At 53.6% G+C, this 17869-nt stretch carries 17 protein-coding genes; 1 reads left to right on the forward strand and 16 read right to left on the reverse strand.

Translation table 11 applies throughout. The features are described 5' to 3' along the window. Positions 1–114: 114 nt before the first annotated feature. From glmU to asnC, 14 genes are all read right to left on the reverse strand, one after another. Complete coding sequence (gene glmU, locus QLG21_RS15425; protein ID WP_137849938.1) at positions 115–1485, reverse strand: bifunctional UDP-N-acetylglucosamine diphosphorylase/glucosamine-1-phosphate N-acetyltransferase GlmU; 1371 nt, start codon at positions 1483–1485, stop codon at positions 115–117. Positions 1486–2253: 768 nt separating this feature from the next. After that, positions 2254–2673 (reverse strand): F0F1 ATP synthase subunit epsilon, encoded by a 420-nt coding sequence (locus QLG21_RS15430; protein ID WP_006177560.1) that lies wholly within the window; start codon positions 2671–2673, stop codon positions 2254–2256. 20 nt (positions 2674–2693) lie between these two features. Further along, entirely contained in the window at positions 2694–4076 is a 1383-nt protein-coding gene (atpD, locus tag QLG21_RS15435; RefSeq protein WP_137849936.1) for a F0F1 ATP synthase subunit beta, read from the reverse strand. Positions 4077–4102: 26 nt separating this feature from the next. After that, positions 4103–4966, reverse strand: a complete 864-nt coding sequence (gene atpG / locus QLG21_RS15440; protein ID WP_042321234.1) for a F0F1 ATP synthase subunit gamma — start codon at positions 4964–4966, stop codon at positions 4103–4105. A gap of 51 nt (positions 4967–5017) precedes the next feature. Then, positions 5018–6559, reverse strand: a complete 1542-nt coding sequence (atpA, locus tag QLG21_RS15445) for a F0F1 ATP synthase subunit alpha (protein WP_006177557.1) — start codon at positions 6557–6559, stop codon at positions 5018–5020. A 12-nt stretch (positions 6560–6571) separates the two neighbouring features. Next, positions 6572–7105, reverse strand: a complete 534-nt coding sequence (atpH, locus tag QLG21_RS15450; protein ID WP_006177556.1) for a F0F1 ATP synthase subunit delta — start codon at positions 7103–7105, stop codon at positions 6572–6574. Between the two features lie 14 nt (positions 7106–7119). Continuing rightward, the gene (gene atpF, locus QLG21_RS15455) at positions 7120–7590 is read right to left on the reverse strand and encodes a F0F1 ATP synthase subunit B (RefSeq protein WP_003862370.1); all 471 of its coding nucleotides are present in this window, start codon (positions 7588–7590) and stop codon (positions 7120–7122) included. A gap of 48 nt (positions 7591–7638) precedes the next feature. Further along, positions 7639–7878, reverse strand: coding sequence for a F0F1 ATP synthase subunit C (gene atpE, locus QLG21_RS15460; RefSeq protein ID WP_000429386.1), 240 nt, complete (start codon positions 7876–7878; stop codon positions 7639–7641). Positions 7879–7927: 49 nt separating this feature from the next. Further along, positions 7928–8743 (reverse strand): F0F1 ATP synthase subunit A, encoded by an 816-nt coding sequence (gene atpB / locus QLG21_RS15465; RefSeq protein ID WP_006177554.1) that lies wholly within the window; start codon positions 8741–8743, stop codon positions 7928–7930. An 8-nt stretch (positions 8744–8751) separates the two neighbouring features. Further along, positions 8752–9132 (reverse strand): F0F1 ATP synthase subunit I, encoded by a 381-nt coding sequence (gene atpI / locus QLG21_RS15470; RefSeq protein WP_006177553.1) that lies wholly within the window; start codon positions 9130–9132, stop codon positions 8752–8754. A 616-nt stretch (positions 9133–9748) separates the two neighbouring features. Continuing rightward, positions 9749–10372 (reverse strand): 16S rRNA (guanine(527)-N(7))-methyltransferase RsmG, encoded by a 624-nt coding sequence (rsmG, locus tag QLG21_RS15475; protein WP_282484754.1) that lies wholly within the window; start codon positions 10370–10372, stop codon positions 9749–9751. A 107-nt stretch (positions 10373–10479) separates the two neighbouring features. After that, positions 10480–12369, reverse strand: coding sequence for a tRNA uridine-5-carboxymethylaminomethyl(34) synthesis enzyme MnmG (gene mnmG / locus QLG21_RS15480; protein WP_282484755.1), 1890 nt, complete (start codon positions 12367–12369; stop codon positions 10480–10482). A 375-nt stretch (positions 12370–12744) separates the two neighbouring features. Further along, entirely contained in the window at positions 12745–13194 is a 450-nt protein-coding gene (mioC, locus tag QLG21_RS15485; protein ID WP_088208921.1) for an FMN-binding protein MioC, read from the reverse strand. 90 nt (positions 13195–13284) lie between these two features. Further along, entirely contained in the window at positions 13285–13743 is a 459-nt protein-coding gene (gene asnC / locus QLG21_RS15490; RefSeq protein ID WP_006177548.1) for a transcriptional regulator AsnC, read from the reverse strand. Between the two features lie 151 nt (positions 13744–13894). Here asnC and asnA point away from each other — a divergent pair, with 151 nt between their 5' ends. Further along, complete coding sequence (asnA, locus tag QLG21_RS15495; RefSeq protein WP_282484756.1) at positions 13895–14887, forward strand: aspartate--ammonia ligase; 993 nt, start codon at positions 13895–13897, stop codon at positions 14885–14887. Here asnA and viaA read toward each other — a convergent pair whose 3' ends face one another. Together viaA and ravA are read right to left on the reverse strand one after the other, a co-directional pair. Then, entirely contained in the window at positions 14888–16339 is a 1452-nt protein-coding gene (gene viaA / locus QLG21_RS15500) for an ATPase RavA stimulator ViaA (protein WP_006177546.1), read from the reverse strand. It lies immediately after the preceding gene. Further along, positions 16333–17829, reverse strand: a complete 1497-nt coding sequence (ravA, locus tag QLG21_RS15505; RefSeq protein WP_101738532.1) for an ATPase RavA — start codon at positions 17827–17829, stop codon at positions 16333–16335. The genes viaA and ravA overlap by 7 nt, the downstream gene beginning before the upstream one ends. Positions 17830–17869 lie beyond the last annotated feature (40 nt).

Below are 17869 nucleotides of genomic sequence, written 5' to 3' on the forward strand. Positions count from 1 at the left end.
TTGTGGGGGGAGATATATATTTATCTCCTCACCCGGGTTTGCCTGATGACGGCTACGCCTTATCAGGCCTACTCAATCACAGGGCGGGTAAGCGTAGCGCCACCCGCCTTGTTGTTACTTCTTCTTCACCGGGCGTTTCCAGCCCTGCTTGTGAACCTGCGGTACGCGGCTCAACACCAACTCGTTATCCGCTACGTCTCGCGTTACGGTTGTTCCGGCAGCAATGGTCACGCCGTTACCCACGGTGACGGGTGCGACCAGCTGCGTGTCGGAACCGACAAACACATCATCGCCGATAATGGTTTTAAATTTATTGGCACCGTCATAGTTACAGGTGATGGTGCCTGCACCAATGTTCACGTTATCGCCAATTTCCGCATCGCCCAGATAGGTCAAATGACCGGCTTTGGAGCCTTTACCCAGACGCGCTTTTTTCATTTCGACGAAGTTGCCTACGTGAGCGCCTTCCATCAGCTCTGCGCCAGGACGCAGGCGCGCGAAGGGACCGATGGTACAGGCCGCCTCAAGGTGGGCATCTTCCACGACGCTGTACGGGCTGATTTCGCAGTCGTCACCGATAACGCTGTTTTTAATCACGCAGCCAGCGCCAATTTTGACGCGGTTGCCAAGCTGAACCTGGCCTTCAAGGATAACGTTAGTATCAATTTCAACATCACGCCCGTGTGCCAAGGTGCCGCGCAGGTCGAAACGCGCCGGATCGCGCAGCATCACGCCCGCCAGCAGCAGCTTTTCAGCCTGCTCGGCCTGATAAATACGCTCGAGGCGGGAAAGCTGCAGGCGGTTATTCACGCCATCCGTTTCGCTGATGCGCGCCGGATGTACGGCGGCAATCTCGCGGCCTTCCTGATACGCCATCGCAATGATATCTGTGATGTAGTATTCACCCTGTGCATTGTTGTTATTGAGCTTAGAGAGCCAGCGCTTCATGTCTGCGCCATTGGCAATCAGGATACCGGTATTGATTTCCTGAATTTTACGCTGCTCATCGCTGGCATCTTTGTGCTCCACGATACCGGTGACGTTGCCGTTCTCACGGGTAATACGGCCATAGCCCGTTGGATCGTCGAGTACCACGGTTAACAGACCAATGCCGCCCTGCGGTTTGGCTTCACACAGGCGGGTTAAGGTTTCAACAGAGATCAGCGGAACATCGCCGTAGAGCATCAGGATATCTTCGTCATCGCCGAAGAACGGTGCCGCCTGCTGCATGGCGTGGCCCGTACCCAGCTGTTCTGCCTGAAGGACCCAGTTGAGCTTGTCGTCACGCAGCGTCTCTTTCAGCAGATCGCCGCCGTGACCGTACACCAGATGGACCTGGCGAGCGCCAACTTCATTCGCGGCATCAATGACATGCTGCACCATTGGCTTTCCTGCCAGCGTGTGCAACACCTTAGGAAGATCGGAATACATGCGGGTGCCTTTACCAGCGGCAAGGATGACCACGCTCATCGTATTGTTCAACATACGCGTCCTGACTGTAATTTAAGTGAGAAGTAAAACCCTTTGACGTTGAAAATTCTACATATTTTGCATCATGAAATGGAGTGGTGCGAAAACGTTCAACATCTGCCAATAACGGCTATTTGAGGCCGATTTTAAGGGGAGAGTAAATCACTTTTACTCTGGAAAATAGCATTCTCTCGGTAAGTCGCTAACCCACACAATAGCTTAGCTATTTTTTTGGATCATGAATAAAGATCTGTTTAAAACAAAACACTGTTTTAAATACTCAATAGTGTGACGGCCTGCGGTACAGAAAGACACGGAGCCTATGGTGCGCGGTATTCTCGGCGTACAGCACCGGGCAAGTACGACGATGCGGTGGTGGGGAATATTGATGCGACGAACTATTTTATCGTGAAAGGACAGAGCGTGAACAATAGCGGAGAGAGGCTGCCAGATGGCGCTTCGCTTATCACACAACGGTAAGCACGGCGCCACTCGGCATTCAGCGGATTAGTGGTTGAACGTACCGAAAGAAACGTTCATGTTGCTGAAAAGGTCGATGATTTTGTTGATCAGTTTCATGATGGCATCCTGATTTATTAAGGTTTATTTTGTGACACACTTCACAAAAAAGAAGTCTACGCCTCAATTTTTAACCGTTCAACATTTTTGTGATGTAAATCACAAAATAATAAAACACCTTTTCAGTTTCGCTTTTCCTGAAACGAAGGCATAAAAAAAGCCAGTCTGGTTGCCAGACTGGCTTTTGTGCTTTTCAAGCCGGTGTTACATCGCTTTTTTGGTCAACTCGATAACGCGCAGTTTGGCGATCGCTTTGGCCAGCTCCGCAGACGCCTGAGCGTAATCCACGTCACCATGAGAGCTGCTAATGTGCTCTTCAGCCTTACGCTTCGATTCCAGGGCTCGTGCTTCGTCGAGATCCTGGCCACGAATAGCGGTATCGGCCAGAACGGTCACACTGCCAGGCTGCACTTCGAGAATGCCGCCGGACAGATAGATAAACTCTTCGTGACCGAACTGTTTAACGATGCGGATCATACCAGGCTTAATGGCGGTGAGCAGCGGTGCGTGACCCGGGAAAATACCCAGTTCACCTTCACTACCCGTTACCTGGATTTTCTCGACCAGACCAGAGAACATTTGTTGCTCTGCGCTGACGACGTCCAGGTGGTAAGTCATTGCCATATCACCCTCCGATTAAGGCGTTAAAGTTTTTTGGCTTTTTCCACGGCTTCGTCGATGGAACCAACCATGTAGAACGCCTGCTCCGGCAGGTGATCGTATTCGCCTTCCATGATGCCTTTAAAGCCACGGATGGTGTCTTTCAGGGATACGTATTTACCTGGAGAACCGGTGAATACTTCCGCAACGAAGAACGGCTGGGACAGGAAGCGCTGGATCTTACGCGCACGTGCTACCACCAGTTTATCTTCTTCAGACAGCTCATCCATACCGAGGATGGCGATGATGTCTTTCAGTTCCTGGTAACGCTGCAGCAGGGACTGTACGCCACGCGCGGTGTCGTAGTGTTCCTGACCAACAACCAGTGGATCCAGCTGACGGCTGGTGGAGTCCAGCGGGTCAACGGCTGGGTAGATACCCAGAGACGCGATCTGACGGCTCAGTACCACGGTTGCATCTAAGTGCGCAAAGGTGGTGGCTGGTGATGGGTCAGTTAAGTCATCCGCAGGTACGTATACCGCCTGAACGGAGGTGATAGAACCGGTTTTGGTTGAGGTGATACGTTCCTGAAGAACACCCATCTCTTCCGCCAGCGTAGGCTGATAACCTACCGCTGAAGGCATACGACCCAGCAGTGCAGATACTTCGGTACCGGCCAGGGTGTAACGGTAGATGTTATCAACGAACAGCAGAACGTCACGACCTTCGTCACGGAACTTCTCAGCCATGGTCAGGCCGGTCAGCGCAACGCGCAGACGGTTTCCTGGTGGCTCGTTCATCTGGCCGTACACCAGGGATACTTTATCCAGAACGTTGGAGTCGGTCATTTCGTGGTAGAAGTCGTTACCCTCACGAGTACGTTCACCCACGCCCGCAAACACGGAATAACCGGAGTGCTCGATCGCGATGTTACGGATCAGCTCCATCATGTTTACGGTTTTACCTACACCCGCACCACCGAACAGACCGACTTTACCGCCCTTCGCGAACGGACACATCAGGTCGATAACTTTGATGCCGGTTTCCAGCAGTTCCTGAGAGCTAGACAGCTCTTCGTAGGAAGGTGCTGCGCGGTGGATAGCCCAACGATCTTCTTCACCGATGTCGCCTTTCATGTCGATTGGTTGACCCAATACGTTCATGATACGACCCAGTGTTGCTTTACCTACCGGGACTTCGATCGGGTGCTCAAGGTCTTTTACTTCCAGACCACGACGCAGACCGTCGGAAGAACCCATGGCGATAGTACGTACGATACCGCCGCCGAGCTGCTGCTGAACTTCCAGCACCAGGCTCTCGTTACCATTCTGTACCTCAAGAGCATCGTACACGCGCGGTACGGCATCCTGAGGGAATTCGACGTCAACCACGGCGCCGATTACCTGGACAATTTTTCCAGTAGCCATCTTGAATCCTCTACGAATTAACCTGGTTATACCGCGGATGCACCACCGACGATCTCGGTGAGTTCCTGAGTAATGCTGGCCTGACGAGCTTTGTTGTATACCAACTGCAGCTCTTTAATCAGGCTGCCGCCATTGTCGGTCGCGGCTTTCATCGCCACCATACGTGCGGCCTGCTCGCTGGCCAGGTTTTCTACTACGCCCTGATAAACCTGTGATTCAACGTAACGACGCAGCAAGGTATCCAGCAGCGGTTTCGGATCGGGTTCATACAGGTAATCCCAGGCTTTTTGCTTCAGCTCAGTATCGTCTGATGCCGGTAATGGCAGCATCTGAGTGAGCGTTGGAACCTGAGACATGGTGTTAATAAATTTGTTGCTGACAACGTACAGTCTGTCCAGACGGCCTTCATCATAGGCCTGCAACATCACTTTAACCGGACCGATCAGTTCAGACAGGGACGGGTTATCACCCATACCGGTCACCTGAGCGACAATGTTGCCACCAACGGAGTTAAAGAAAGAGACGCCCTTAGAGCCGATCATTGCGATATCGCACTGAACGCCTTTATCGGACCAGACTTTCATATCCGCCAGCAGTTTTTTGAACAGGTTAATGTTCAAGCCGCCACACAGACCACGGTCGGTCGACACCACCAGGTAGCCCACGCGCTTAACGTCGCGTTCTTCCAGGTAAGGGTGCTTATATTCCAGATTACCGTTTGCAAGGTGACCAATCACTTTGCGCATGGTATCTGCATAAGGACGGCTGGCCGCCATGCGATCCTGCGATTTACGCATTTTGGAAGCGGCGACCATCTCCATCGCTTTAGTGATCTTCTGCGTGTTCTGGACGCTTGCGATCTTACTACGTATCTCTTTTGCGCCGGCCATGAGCTTCTCCTCAATGCCTGGCGGCTTGTCGTGAGACAAGCCGCCGGACGATTACCAGGACTGGGTTGCTTTGAAGGAATCGAGGATAGCTTTCAGCTTGCCTTCGATTTCATCGTTATAGCCACCGGACTGGTTGATCTCTTGCATCAGCGGAGCGTGATCACGGTCGACGTAAGCCAGCAGAGCGGCTTCGAAGCTACCGATTTTCGCCAGTTCCACATCTTCGAGGTAACCGCGTTCAGCCGCGAACAGTACCAGACCCTGCTGAGCAACAGACATCGGTGCGTACTGCTTCTGCTTCAGCAGCTCGGTCACTTTCTGACCGTGGCTCAGCTGTTTACGGGTTGCTTCGTCCAGATCGGATGCGAACTGAGAGAACGCAGCCAGTTCACGATACTGTGCCAGCGCGGTACGGATACCACCAGACAGTTTCTTGATGATCTTGGTCTGAGCAGCACCACCAACACGGGATACCGAGATACCTGGGTTAACTGCCGGACGAATACCGGAGTTAAACAGGTTGGTTTCCAGGAAGATCTGACCATCGGTAATGGAGATTACGTTGGTCGGAACGAACGCAGAAACGTCACCCGCCTGGGTTTCAATGATCGGCAGTGCGGTCAGAGAGCCCGTTTTACCCTTCACTTCACCTTTGGTGAAGTTCTCGACGTATTCCGCGTTAACGCGGGAAGCACGCTCCAGCAGACGAGAGTGGAGGTAGAATACGTCGCCCGGGAATGCTTCACGTCCAGGTGGACGACGGAGCAGCAGGGAAACCTGACGATAAGCAACAGCCTGTTTAGACAGGTCATCGTATACGATCAGTGCATCTTCACCGCGGTCACGGAAGTATTCGCCCATTGCGCAACCGGCGTAAGGTGCCAGGTATTGCAGTGCAGCTGATTCAGACGCGGTCGCTACAACAACGATGGTGTTAGACAGTGCGCCGTGCTCTTCCAGTTTACGAACCACGTTAGAAATGGTGGACGCTTTCTGGCCGATAGCCACGTACACGCATTTGATGCCGGAGTCACGCTGGTTGATGATGGCGTCGATAGCCATCGCGGTTTTACCGGTCTGACGGTCGCCGATGATCAGTTCACGCTGACCACGACCGATTGGGATCATGGCATCAACGGACTTATAGCCAGTCTGTACTGGCTGATCAACGGACTGACGGTCGATAACGCCCGGTGCGATAACTTCGATTGGGGAGAAGCCATCGTGCTCAACCGGACCTTTACCGTCGATTGGTGCACCCAGGGTGTTCACCACGCGGCCCAGCAGGCCACGGCCAACCGGCACTTCCAGGATACGGCCAGTACACTTAACCTTCATGCCTTCGGCGAGGTCAGCGTATGGACCCATAACTACAGCACCTACGGAGTCGCGCTCCAGGTTCAGTGCGATAGCGTAACGGTTACCCGGCAGGGAAATCATCTCACCCTGCATACAATCGGCCAGGCCGTGGATGCGGATAACACCGTCACTTACAGAAACAATAGTACCTTCGTTATGAGCTTCGCTCACAACATTGAACTGAGCAATGCGCTGCTTGATCAGTTCGCTGATTTCGGTGGAATTCAGTTGCATGCTCCAGTCCCCTTAAGACTGCAAGACGTCTGCAAGGCGTTCAAGACGGCCGCGTACGCTACCATCAATGACCATATCACCCGAGCGGATGATTACGCCTGCCATTACAGACTTATCGATTTTGCAATTCAGCTTAACTTTGCGTGACAGACGTTTTTCCATCGCGGCGGTGATTTTCGCAAGCTGTTCTTCACTCAGTTCAGTGGCAGAAGTGACTTCAACTTCGGCAGTGGCTTCACTGAGCGCACGTAAGTGCTCAAACTGCTCGAGAACATCCGGAAGCACACGGAGACGACCATTTTCTGCCATAACCTTAATCAGGTTCTGGCCGTTGGCATCCAGTTGCTCTCCGCACACGGCGATAAACGACGCGGCGAGGGTATCAGGCGCTAATGCACCGGACAGCAACTCAGCCATTTGTTCGTTTTTCGTTACCTCAGCGGCAAACGCCAGCATATCCTGCCAGCGATCGACATTTTGGTGTTCGACAGCAAAGTCAAAAGCTGCTTTGGCGTAGGGGCGAGCTACCGTAACAAATTCAGACATCAGCCCCTCCCTCCTTACAGTTCAGCGACAAGTTTGTCCACGATGTCGCTGTTAGCAGCTTCATCCACGGAACGTTCGATGATCTTCTCGGCGCCAGCAACAGCCAGAATCGCAACCTGCTTACGCAGTTCTTCACGAGCACGTTTACGCTCAGCTTCAATTTCAGCCTGAGCCTGTGTCACGATCTTAGTACGTTCCTGTTCTGCTTCAGCTTTGGCTTCGTCCAGGATCTGAGAACGGCGCTTGTTGGCCTGTTCAATGATTACCTGAGCTTCAGCTTTCGCTTTTTTCAGCTGGTCTGTCGCGTTGGCCTGTGCAAGGTCCAAATCTTTCTTAGCGCGTTCTGCGGAAGCCAGACCGTCAGCAATTTCTTTCTGACGTTTTTCGATGGCAGCCATTAAAGGCGGCCATACATACTTCATGCAGAACCAGACAAAGAGAATAAACGCGATGGCCTGGCCGAGGATTGTTGCGTTCATGTTCACAGCACAATACCTCTTAAATTTCTGTGGCTTTGGGTTTTAAATCAACTACTACGCGACAGCAAACATCACGTACAGACCCAGACCTACAGCGATCATTGGGATTGCATCCACCAGACCCATAACGATAAAGAACTGAGTACGCAGCAGAGGAATCAGATCCGGTTGACGCGCTGCGCCTTCCAGGAATTTACCCCCGAGGATGCCGATACCGATCGCAGCACCGATAGCCGCCAGACCCATCATCACAGCGGCAGCCATGTACAGCAGATCCATATTCAGGTTTTCCATGACAGTCTCCAGTTTGTTTCAATTAAAACGTAGTAGTGTTGGTAAAAAATCAGTGCTCTTCAGACGCCATCGACAGATAGACGATCGTCAGAACCATGAAGATAAAGGCTTGCAGCGTAATGATCAGGATGTGGAAAATGGCCCATGGCACATTAAGAATCCACTGTGACCACCACGGCAGAAGACCCGCGATCAGAATGAAAATCAGCTCACCCGCATACATGTTGCCGAACAGTCGCAGACCCAGTGAAACAGGTTTGGACAGCAGGCTAACGCCTTCCAGGATCAGGTTGACCGGAATAAACGCCCAGTGGTTGAACGGCTGCAAGGTAAGCTCTTTCACAAAGCCGCTTACGCCTTTCATTTTGATGCTGTAGAAAAGAATCAGGATGAATACGCCCAGTGCCATCGACAGGGTGATGTTCACGTCAGCAGACGGCACCACACGCAGAGCAGGCAGACCGAGAACATGCTCGCCGATCCACGGCAGGAAATCGATAGGCAGAAGGTCCATCAGGTTCATCAGGAAGACCCAGACAAAGACCGTCAGCGCCAGCGGAGCAATCAGCTTGCTCTTGCCGTGGTACATGTCTTTGACGCTACCATGGACAAAGCCGATGATCATTTCGACGAACGTCTGGAATTTCCCTGGAACACCGCTGGTCGCTCGTTTAGCAACACCGCGGAACATGGCCAGGAACAGAAGACCCAACACCACCGAGAAGAACATGGAATCGATGTTGATCGTCCAGAAGGTGGCAGGGGGGTTATGTGGATCCACCAGCGAGAATGTACGCAGGTCCAGCTGAAGGTTATTCAGATGGTGTCCTATGTAATCCTGCGGCGTCATATTTTCTGAAGCCATGATGCCTTTTACCCTTTGTTATTGATTACAGCTGGAGCCAGAACTTGTACCACCAGCACCAAAACCCACGTTGCTATCAGCGGCATGAAAACCACTTTTAAAACCGCCAGCGCCATCACCAACAGAGCGAAGGTCAGCAACACCTTGCACACTTCGCCGAGAGCGAAGGACCAGGCCACACGGCCTTTTGCGGGTGTATGCGCCTGATGACGCCAGGCAAAAATCATAAACAGCATGTTTGGCAGTACCACCGCCAATCCCCCGCATACAGCGGAGATGCCCCAGAAGGGGTCTTTGAGGCTAAACAGCAGTCCACTTGCTATCACAGCCAGAAACTGAATGAACAGAAGCTTACGAGCAACGTTTCTACTCAAGAGCGACACTGACATCACGTTTTTACTCCTGCTCCCTTCGAGGTATGCCGCGTGTCGTATAAAACGTCCTTTAAGGCTCAGAGTCAAGCATCAAAAAGCGGTCAAATTATACGGTGCGCACCCGTGATTTCAAACATTAAGTAGCGAAATGGTGAATAAATGTTTAAATATTTTTCCCCACCGCTATTTTTTAACTTTTGATGAAAGCATCGACCTTCGGACAAAACTGCAAACCGCGCGAAAACGTTGGTGATAAAGCGTGCACGCGATCACAAAATACACATTTGCGATAAGGGTGTTTTTATCAAAGCAGTAAATCGCTTTATGTCATCCTTATGAAATTAAAGATAAAATATCGCAACTTTTTCCAAAACAACCCTGTATACAACAAAAACCTTTTATTGACATTCTTAATAAAAATTTAACATCGCATTCTGGTTGCCTCTGCCTACTTTTAGCAGGCTGATATTTTCAGTGTTGACTATTTTCTGACTGAACCACAGGGGTAAAGTTAAACGTAAGAAAATCCTTAGTAACAACACGGTTAAATTAGCACCGCTTAAATCGTCTTCGACGTGCTCGTTTTTAACACAACCAGAACAGCACAAATTCCACAATATTAATTAAATTTTTAAACTTTATTTGGTGTAATAATCACCAGGTGACGCTCCCCGTCGAGATGAGGAACGCGGAGTTTTTCGATTGATTCCACAGCAAATCCTTCCGGCAGCTGTTCAATTTCGTCCTCGGGCACCAGCCCCTTCAGGGCATAAAAACGGCCCTCGACGGCAGGCAGATGCTTGCACCAGCTCACCATATCGTTCAACGAAGCAAAGGCGCGGCTAATGACGCCGTCAAACGGCGGTTCTGCCGGAAACGCCTCTACCCTGCTCTGCACGGGCGTAATGTTCTCAAGCTTCAGTTCATGCTGAACCTGGCGTAAGAAGCGAATACGCTTACCCAGGCTGTCCAGCAGCGTGAAATGGCTTTCAGGACGGACAATGGACAGCGGGATCCCCGGCAGGCCCGGCCCGGTGCCCACATCGATAAAGCGCTCGCCCTTCAGATACGAGGCCACAACAATGCTGTCGAGGATATGGCGAATCAGCATCTCGTTGGGATCGCGTACGGACGTCAGGTTGTACGCTTTGTTCCATTTGTTCAGCATATCGACATAGGCCACCAGCTGATTTTTCTGGTGATCGGTGAGCGAAATACCTGCTTCATCCAGCAGACGAGAGAGTTTATTGAGCACGGTGAATACCTGTTGGAAAACTTAGGTGGCGGGGGGCGCTTCGCTTACCCACCCTACGGGTTCAGTAGGCCCGGTAAGCGCAGCGCCACCGGGCAATGTTCTGGTTATTACGCGCTGCGGCGCAGCATACCCTGCTTTTTCAACCACACCAGCAGAATTGAAATTGCCGCAGGCGTGACGCCGGAGATACGGGATGCCTGGCCGATCGACACAGGTTTATGATCGTTCAGTTTGGCGATCACTTCGTTGGAAAGGCCGGTCACCTGACGATAGTCCAGCATTTCCGGCAGCAGGGTGTTTTCGTTACGCTGCTGTTTTTCGATCTCATCCTGCTGACGCGCGATGTAACCTTCGTATTTCACCTGAATTTCGACCTGCTCGGCCGCTTCGGCGTCATCCAGACCCGGTGCAAACGCCGTCAGGTTAACCAGGCTTTCGTACGTCATCTCAGGACGACGCAGCAGATCTTCCCCGCTGGCTTCACGGGAGAGAGGTGCAGTTAAGTGAGTATTCACTTCAGCAGCTGTTTCTGCCTGCGGATTCACCCAGGTCGTTTTCAGACGCTGGCGTTCACGCTCGATGCGTTCCAGCTTCTTGTTGAAGCGCGCCCAGCGTTCGTCATCCACCAGACCCAGCTCGCGGCCCATCTCGGTCAGTCGCAGATCGGCATTATCTTCACGCAGCATCAGGCGATATTCCGCACGGGAGGTAAACATGCGGTACGGCTCTTTGGTACCCAGCGTACACAGGTCATCGACCAGCACACCCAGATAAGCCTGAGACCGGCCTGGCGCCCAGCCCTCTTTCTCAGCAGAGAAGCGCGCGGCGTTCAGACCCGCAAGCAGCCCCTGTGCTGCAGCCTCTTCGTAGCCGGTGGTGCCGTTGATCTGACCTGCGAAGAACAGGCCCTGGATGAATTTGCTCTCCAGAGTGGGCTTCAGGTCACGCGGATCGAAGAAATCGTACTCAATAGCGTAGCCAGGACGGATGATTTTCGCGTTCTCCATGCCCTGCATTGAGCGAACAATTTGCATCTGGACATCGAACGGCAGGCTGGTGGAGATGCCGTTCGGGTAAATTTCGTTAGAGGTCAGCCCTTCCGGCTCCAGGAAGATCTGGTGCTGGTTGCGATCGGCAAAGCGCATCACCTTGTCTTCGATCGACGGGCAGTAGCGTGGGCCGATCCCTTCGATCACGCCAGCGTACATTGGGCTGCGATCGAGGTTATTACGGATCACGTCATGGGTTTTTTCGTTGGTATGCGTGATGTAGCACGGTACCTGCTGCGGGTGTTGCGCCGCATTGCCCATAAACGAGAAGACCGGCATCGGGTTATCGCCATGCTGCTGAGCCAGCACGCTGAAATCGATAGTGCGCGCGTCAATACGCGGCGGTGTGCCAGTTTTAAGGCGGCTGACGCGCAGCGGCAGCTCGCGCAGACGGCGAGACAGCGGGATCGACGGCGGATCGCCAGCACGGCCACCGCTGTAGTTATCCAGACCGATGTGAATTTTGCCGTCCAGGAATGTCCCGACGGTCAGCACGACGGCTTTGGCGCGGAATTTCAGCCCCATCTGGGTTACGGCACCCACGACGCGATCGTTCTCCACGATAAGATCTTCAACCGCCTGCTGGAAGATCATCAGGTTCGGCTGGTTCTCGAGCGCGGTGCGTACGGCCTGACGGTAAAGCACGCGATCCGCCTGTGCACGGGTGGCACGTACGGCCGGGCCTTTGCTTGCGTTTAGTATCCTAAACTGGATGCCTGCCTGATCGATCGCTTTCGCCATCAGGCCGCCAAGTGCATCCACTTCTTTTACCAGGTGTCCTTTCCCAATGCCGCCAATCGCCGGATTACAGGACATTTGTCCCAGCGTGTCGATATTGTGTGTCAAAAGCAGGGTCTGTTGACCCATGCGCGCTGCGGCCATTGCAGCCTCAGTGCCTGCGTGACCCCCGCCAATGATGATGACGTCGAAAGGATCCTGATAAAACATGGTGGTCTGCCTCGCGTAAAGCGGTATGAAAAATGGATTGAAGCCCGGGCCGTGGATTCTACTCAACTTTAGTCTTTCGAGAAAGCATTGGGATCCTGGGCTATTAAAAAGAAGATCTTTTTATTTAGAGATCTGTTCTATTGTGATCTCTTATTAGGATCGCGGAACTTTGTGGATAAGTCCGATCTCTCGAAGAAGATCATGCGTTTAAGAAGGATCGTTAGCTGTGAATGATCGGTGATCCTGGACCGTATAAGCTGGGATCAGATCGCGTATTTATCCACAGCTCAAAAACGAAGAAGCGGTTGTTATTTGGATAACTACCGGTTAATACGAGCTTTTAACCAGAGTTATCCACATCTGTTTGCGCGATCTTTAATCGTTTTTGAGTAAATTTTTCCAGTCACCCAGCCAGATCTCGGCTGGATCCTCAGGAATGTCATGATCGAGGATATTGATCTTGAGCGTTTCGCCCACCTTTTTTGCACCGCAGGCGGTCACCGCGGCTTCGACTTTCTCTATTGCGCCACAGAAGGTGTCATATTCGCGGCTGCCGATCCCGATTGCACCGAAACGGACGCGTGAGAGATCGGGCTGCTGTTCCAGCAGGTCGTCATATAAAGGTTGCAGGTTATCCGGCAGATCGCCCGCACCGTGCGTAGAGGTGATCAGCAGCCAGACCCCATCAGCCGGGAGGTCGTCAAGCAATGGTCCGTGGAGCGTTTCCGTGGAAAACCCTGCGTCTTCCAGCTTTTCAGCCAGATGCTCTGCAACATATTCGGCACCGCCAAGGGTGCTGCCGCTGATAAGAGTAATGTCCGCCATTGATCGCTCGCTCAGATTAAGAGGCGGACATTGTACGCTGTGAACGAGCTGGGATCTACCTGTGGAAAATGTGGGAATGAATTTGCCCGATCAGGGGCGGATGGTGCGCATGATCGGGTTTTGCAGGGAGATCAGCGTCTCGGTGGACTGAATTTCATCGATTGTTTGGATCTTGTTGATAAGTACCTGCTGGAGCGCATCAATAGAGCGGCACATCACCTTGATGAAAATGCTGTAGTGCCCGGTGGTGTAGTAGGCTTCGGTCACCTCATCCAGCGCGTTGAGCTTTTCCAGCGCGGAGGGATAGTCCTTCGCACTTTTGAGAATAATGCCAATAAAGCAGCAGACGTCGTAGCCGAGTTGTTTAGGATTTACGTCAATGCGTGCGCCGGTGATGATCCCGGCCTGTTTCATTTTCTCTACGCGAACGTGAATGGTCCCCGGGCTGACGCCAAACTGTTTCGCCAGCTCGGCGTACGCGGTGCGGGCATTGGCCATTAAGGCCTCGAGGATGCCGCGGTCCAGATTGTCGATCTGATAATTTTCCATCGCTTTTTCTTATGATGATTAGTGAATCACTCTATTCTAGCGTCTTATTTTGATGAATCAAAAGTGAAGCTGCCTTTTTGTTGATGGGTTATTGTATTGGATGCCCTTTCTGTTGCTTAATCAATACCAACAGGACGCAGGAGTAAACATAATGAAAACCGCTTACATCGCAAAACAACGCCAGATCAGTTTCGTTAAATCCCATTTCTCACGCCAGCTGGAAGATAAGCTTGGGCTGATTGAAGTTCAGGCACCGATCCTCAGCCGTGTGGGTGACGGGACGCAGGATAACCTGTCTGGATGCGAAAAAGCGGTCCAGGTAAAAGTGAAAACACTGCCAGATGCCCGCTTCGAAGTGGTCCACTCCCTGGCGAAGTGGAAGCGTCAAACCTTGGGGCAGCACGACTTCAGCGCGGGCGAAGGACTGTACACGCACATGAAAGCCCTTCGCCCCGATGAAGACCGCCTGACGCCGATCCACTCGGTCTACGTTGACCAGTGGGACTGGGAGCGCGTAATGGGGGATGGCGAACGCCACGTTGGTACGCTGAAATCGACCGTTGAAGCGATCTACGCCGGGATCAAAGCCACCGAAGCGGCAGTAAGCAAAGAGTTTGGTCTGGCACCGTTCCTGCCGGAAACGATCCACTTTGTTCACAGCCAGGATCTGCTGGCCCGCTTCCCGGATCTGGATGCCAAAGGCCGTGAGCGCGCCATCGCGAAAGAGCTGGGTGCCGTGTTCCTGATCGGGATTGGCGGCAAGCTGTCCGACGGCAAGCGTCACGACGTTCGTGCACCGGATTATGATGACTGGAGCACCGCCGGTGAGAGTGGATTTACCGGTCTGAACGGCGATATTCTGGTCTGGAACCCCGTTCTGGAAGATGCGTTTGAGCTATCGTCAATGGGGATCCGCGTGGATGCCGACGCGCTGAAGCGCCAGCTGGCTATCACAGGAGATGAAGATCGTCTGCAGCTGGAGTGGCACCAGGCGCTGCTGCGCGGTGAAATGCCGCAGACTATCGGCGGCGGAATTGGCCAGTCCCGTCTGACCATGCTGTTGCTGCAGCTGGGCCATATCGGTCAGGTGCAGTGTGGCGTCTGGCCGCAGCAGGTACGTGAAAGCGTCGGCTCTCTTCTTTAATTAGCGCCGCCAGCGTCTCAGCAGGCGGCTACGCAGCCCGGTATCAAAGCGCCAGATATGATCGAAGATGCGCATGATGCCGGGTTTTCCATGTGCAGACATCGCCACGGCATGGAACCGGTGCTGATGCACCCGCTGTAACTCCTTCACCTTATTTACCACGTCATCCGGCAGCCGCTGGGCAATAAAATCGGAAATGACTACGGCGTCCGCGTCGTACCAGTCGCCGCCCTGCATGCGCTCGACGATGCTGCGAAAACAGCTCGCCAGATCGGTGCCGCCGCGGAATCGCTGGCTTAAAAAGCGGATCGCCTGCTCAAGGCCCTGCTGGTTTGTCAGTTCATAACCGACAACTTCGCTGGAAAAAAGCATGATAAAACAGCGTCGTCGGTCGGCGAGCGCCACGCGCATCAGGGCCAGGCAGAACGCTTTTGCGCACTGTTCGTTGAATCCGCCCATAGAGCCCGAAGTATCGACGCACACAATAAACGGCCCGCGCGGCTGTTCATCAAAATCCTGATGCACCACCGGACGCTGGCTGATCTTTTCGCGCCAGGCTTCGCCATGTAGCCGATAGGTCAGGAGCTGTTTCTCCACCAGCCGCCGGTAAAACTCATACTCCAGCTCGGTCATCCCGAGCGTGCTTAGCTCAGTGGGCAACAGGCGTAAAATGTCATCGCTTTGCTGTAGCCCGTCCACCTGCTCCGGCACGGTCGCCGGTTCACGCACCAGCGTGCGAAACGTCTCCATCGGCGCATCTTTCTTTGGGACGGATTTGGCCTCCCGCGAGCGGCCCAGCTGTTCTGCGAGTTTCATCAGTTCCGGCTGTTGCGCCAGAAAGTCGCCGTATTTCACGATCAGCTGATAGTCACCGCGCCTGAGCTGCCCGGCGCTCATATCCCACAGACGCCCGGCGGAATTTTCATTTTCCACCAGCACCTCTTCAAGCTGACCGCTCAGGGTCATGCGTTCCTGCACTTCACTGAGCAGCTGTTCGCGTTCTTCATCCAGCATCTGCTGGTTGAGGGTGGTGGCTTGCACCACCAGGCTAAGCCGCCAGCGCTGTAAAAAGAGGGTATGCAACGCCGGGGTAAAGGTGGCGTTGTCCATTACCAGCGCCCGGGCCTGGCTGGCGAACGGCGAATGCACTTTGTCGAGCAGGGCCAGGGTTTGCGGAAGCTGGACGACAAACTGCGGCGTCGAGAGCCGCTGGCACTGCTGATAGCCAGCGACCTCCTCCGTTAACTCAGGCGGAACTTCGGTCTCCCTGAAACGCTGCCGGAGGTTGTCGCGCCAGCGTGGCAGATCGTCGGTCATGGCCTTTTTAAGGCGGGGAAATTTTTCAAAGAAGGCTGCGAGCTGCGGCGTTGCCAGCAGGGTGATGACCACCTCCTCGATCAACCCTTCCTCACTGACCGCCAGCATGACGTTGAGCGTGTCCAGCGTTAGCATTGACGCGCCTGTTTGATCTGCGCGCTTACGTCCTGCAGGCTGGCTTCGATGCGGCCCAGCCAGTCGCTATGTATAAAGAGACACTTTTGCTGCTCGCTGAAGCGCGTATGCTGCTGATGCCATTCGGTATCCAGCGCCTCCAGCTGCTGCTTAATCTCCTCTGGTACGCTGTCTGAAGCGGTTCCCGGTAGCGCAAGGCGCGAGCCTTGCAGGCTCACATCGCGGATCACCAGATGCTGGCTGCTATCCACTTCCATCGTAAGCGGTTGCGCAAACCCGATGCCGTTGAGCTTGCCGCGTATCTCGCCGCCTTTGTCGAGCCACTGCGACAGTGCCTCGCGCTCAATCGCAACGTGAACCACCTGCATATCGTGGAGCTTAAGCGGCTGCTGAAGCAGCAGGGTCAGCGTCGTGTCGGTGAGCGTTGTCGGCAGTTCGTAGTGCGGTTTACGCGCGAACATACCGCCTGCGCGGTTCACCTTCAGCGCCGTTTTATCGCTTTGCTGCTGCTGTAGCTGGATGCGGCGCTGGGTAATTGCGCCCAACTGGGTGAGCATGGCCTGCTGTCCCCAGGCGTGTCCGGTCATCAATATTTCAAGCTGCTGCTGCATCAGGTTCATCCCTTCCGCATCGTGCCACAGGCAGTCTTTCAGCAGGATCAGATCGATTGGCGCCACGGCATCGCGTCCGCTGAACAGCGCGCTGGCCTGCAGCAGGCGGATCGCCTTTTTCCAGCGGCGATCGGAGACATAAGGCGCAGAGGGCAGCAAATCCAGCTGCTGGCGCAGCATGAAGATCAGCTCAAACACCGCGTCAGGCAGTTTGATTTTGCCGATCTCTTCCTGCCACTGGTAATACTCCTCGTCGGACACCTGCAGCCCCGGCGCGACCGGGTTTTCATTTTCATCCTGCTGGCTCACCAGCATGGAGCGGAAGTTCGATTTATCCTGCACCTTGTCGAGCCACAGGCGGATAAGCATGCGGTCATACAGCGCTTCCAGACTGCTGTCTGCTTCCGGAAGTTCGTTCGACGCGGCCACCAGCAGGCGCATCGGGATCTTCTCTTCGCTGGCCCCGTTACGGAACCGGCGTTCGTTAATGGCGGTCAGCAGGGTGTTCAGAATGGCCGGGCCGGCTTTCCAGATCTCATCGAGAAACACGATTTCGGCTTCCGGCAGATAACCTTCCGTCAGACGTTGATAGCGCCCCTCATCTTTCAGCGCCTGAATGGATAGGGGGCCAAAAACCTCTTCCGGGGTCGAAAAACGGGTCATCAGGTATTCGAACGCGCGGGCATTCTGAAAGGCAAATTTCAACCGGCGGGCAATCAGGCTTTTGGCGATGCCCGGTGGGCCAAGCAGAAACACGCTTTCCCCGCTCAGGGCGGCCAGCAAACAGAGACGAATGGCGTGGCTACGCTCGTAAAGGCCTTTTTCCAGCGCGCTGCTGAGGCGGGAAATTCTTTCTGCTATTAAATGTGAGTGAGCCATAATAGTTTTGCATCCTTTCGCCGTCGTGGTGGCTAATTGA

This window comes from Enterobacter sp. V87_3 (assembly GCF_029967835.1).
Classification (GTDB): Bacteria; Pseudomonadota; Gammaproteobacteria; order Enterobacterales; family Enterobacteriaceae; genus Enterobacter; species Enterobacter cancerogenus.

What these genes read in the sequence shown, in the direction of transcription:
- glmU (WP_137849938.1), bottom strand. Translation starts at nt 1,485, where the DNA reads ATGTTGAACAATACGATGAGCGTGGTCATCCTTGCCGCTGGTAAAGGC.
- QLG21_RS15430 (WP_006177560.1), bottom strand. Translation starts at nt 2,673, where the DNA reads ATGGCAATGACTTACCACCTGGACGTCGTCAGCGCAGAGCAACAAATG.
- atpD (WP_137849936.1), bottom strand. Translation starts at nt 4,076, where the DNA reads ATGGCTACTGGAAAAATTGTCCAGGTAATCGGCGCCGTGGTTGACGTC.
- atpG (WP_042321234.1), bottom strand. Translation starts at nt 4,966, where the DNA reads ATGGCCGGCGCAAAAGAGATACGTAGTAAGATCGCAAGCGTCCAGAAC.
- atpA (WP_006177557.1), bottom strand. Translation starts at nt 6,559, where the DNA reads ATGCAACTGAATTCCACCGAAATCAGCGAACTGATCAAGCAGCGCATT.
- atpH (WP_006177556.1), bottom strand. Translation starts at nt 7,105, where the DNA reads ATGTCTGAATTTGTTACGGTAGCTCGCCCCTACGCCAAAGCAGCTTTT.
- atpE (WP_000429386.1), bottom strand. Translation starts at nt 7,878, where the DNA reads ATGGAAAACCTGAATATGGATCTGCTGTACATGGCTGCCGCTGTGATG.
- atpB (WP_006177554.1), bottom strand. Translation starts at nt 8,743, where the DNA reads ATGGCTTCAGAAAATATGACGCCGCAGGATTACATAGGACACCATCTG.
- atpI (WP_006177553.1), bottom strand. Translation starts at nt 9,132, where the DNA reads ATGTCAGTGTCGCTCTTGAGTAGAAACGTTGCTCGTAAGCTTCTGTTC.
- mnmG (WP_282484755.1), bottom strand. Translation starts at nt 12,369, where the DNA reads ATGTTTTATCAGGATCCTTTCGACGTCATCATCATTGGCGGGGGTCAC.
- mioC (WP_088208921.1), bottom strand. Translation starts at nt 13,194, where the DNA reads ATGGCGGACATTACTCTTATCAGCGGCAGCACCCTTGGCGGTGCCGAA.
- asnC (WP_006177548.1), bottom strand. Translation starts at nt 13,743, where the DNA reads ATGGAAAATTATCAGATCGACAATCTGGACCGCGGCATCCTCGAGGCC.
- asnA (WP_282484756.1), top strand. Translation starts at nt 13,895, where the DNA reads ATGAAAACCGCTTACATCGCAAAACAACGCCAGATCAGTTTCGTTAAA.
- viaA (WP_006177546.1), bottom strand. Translation starts at nt 16,339, where the DNA reads ATGCTAACGCTGGACACGCTCAACGTCATGCTGGCGGTCAGTGAGGAA.
- ravA (WP_101738532.1), bottom strand. Translation starts at nt 17,829, where the DNA reads ATGGCTCACTCACATTTAATAGCAGAAAGAATTTCCCGCCTCAGCAGC.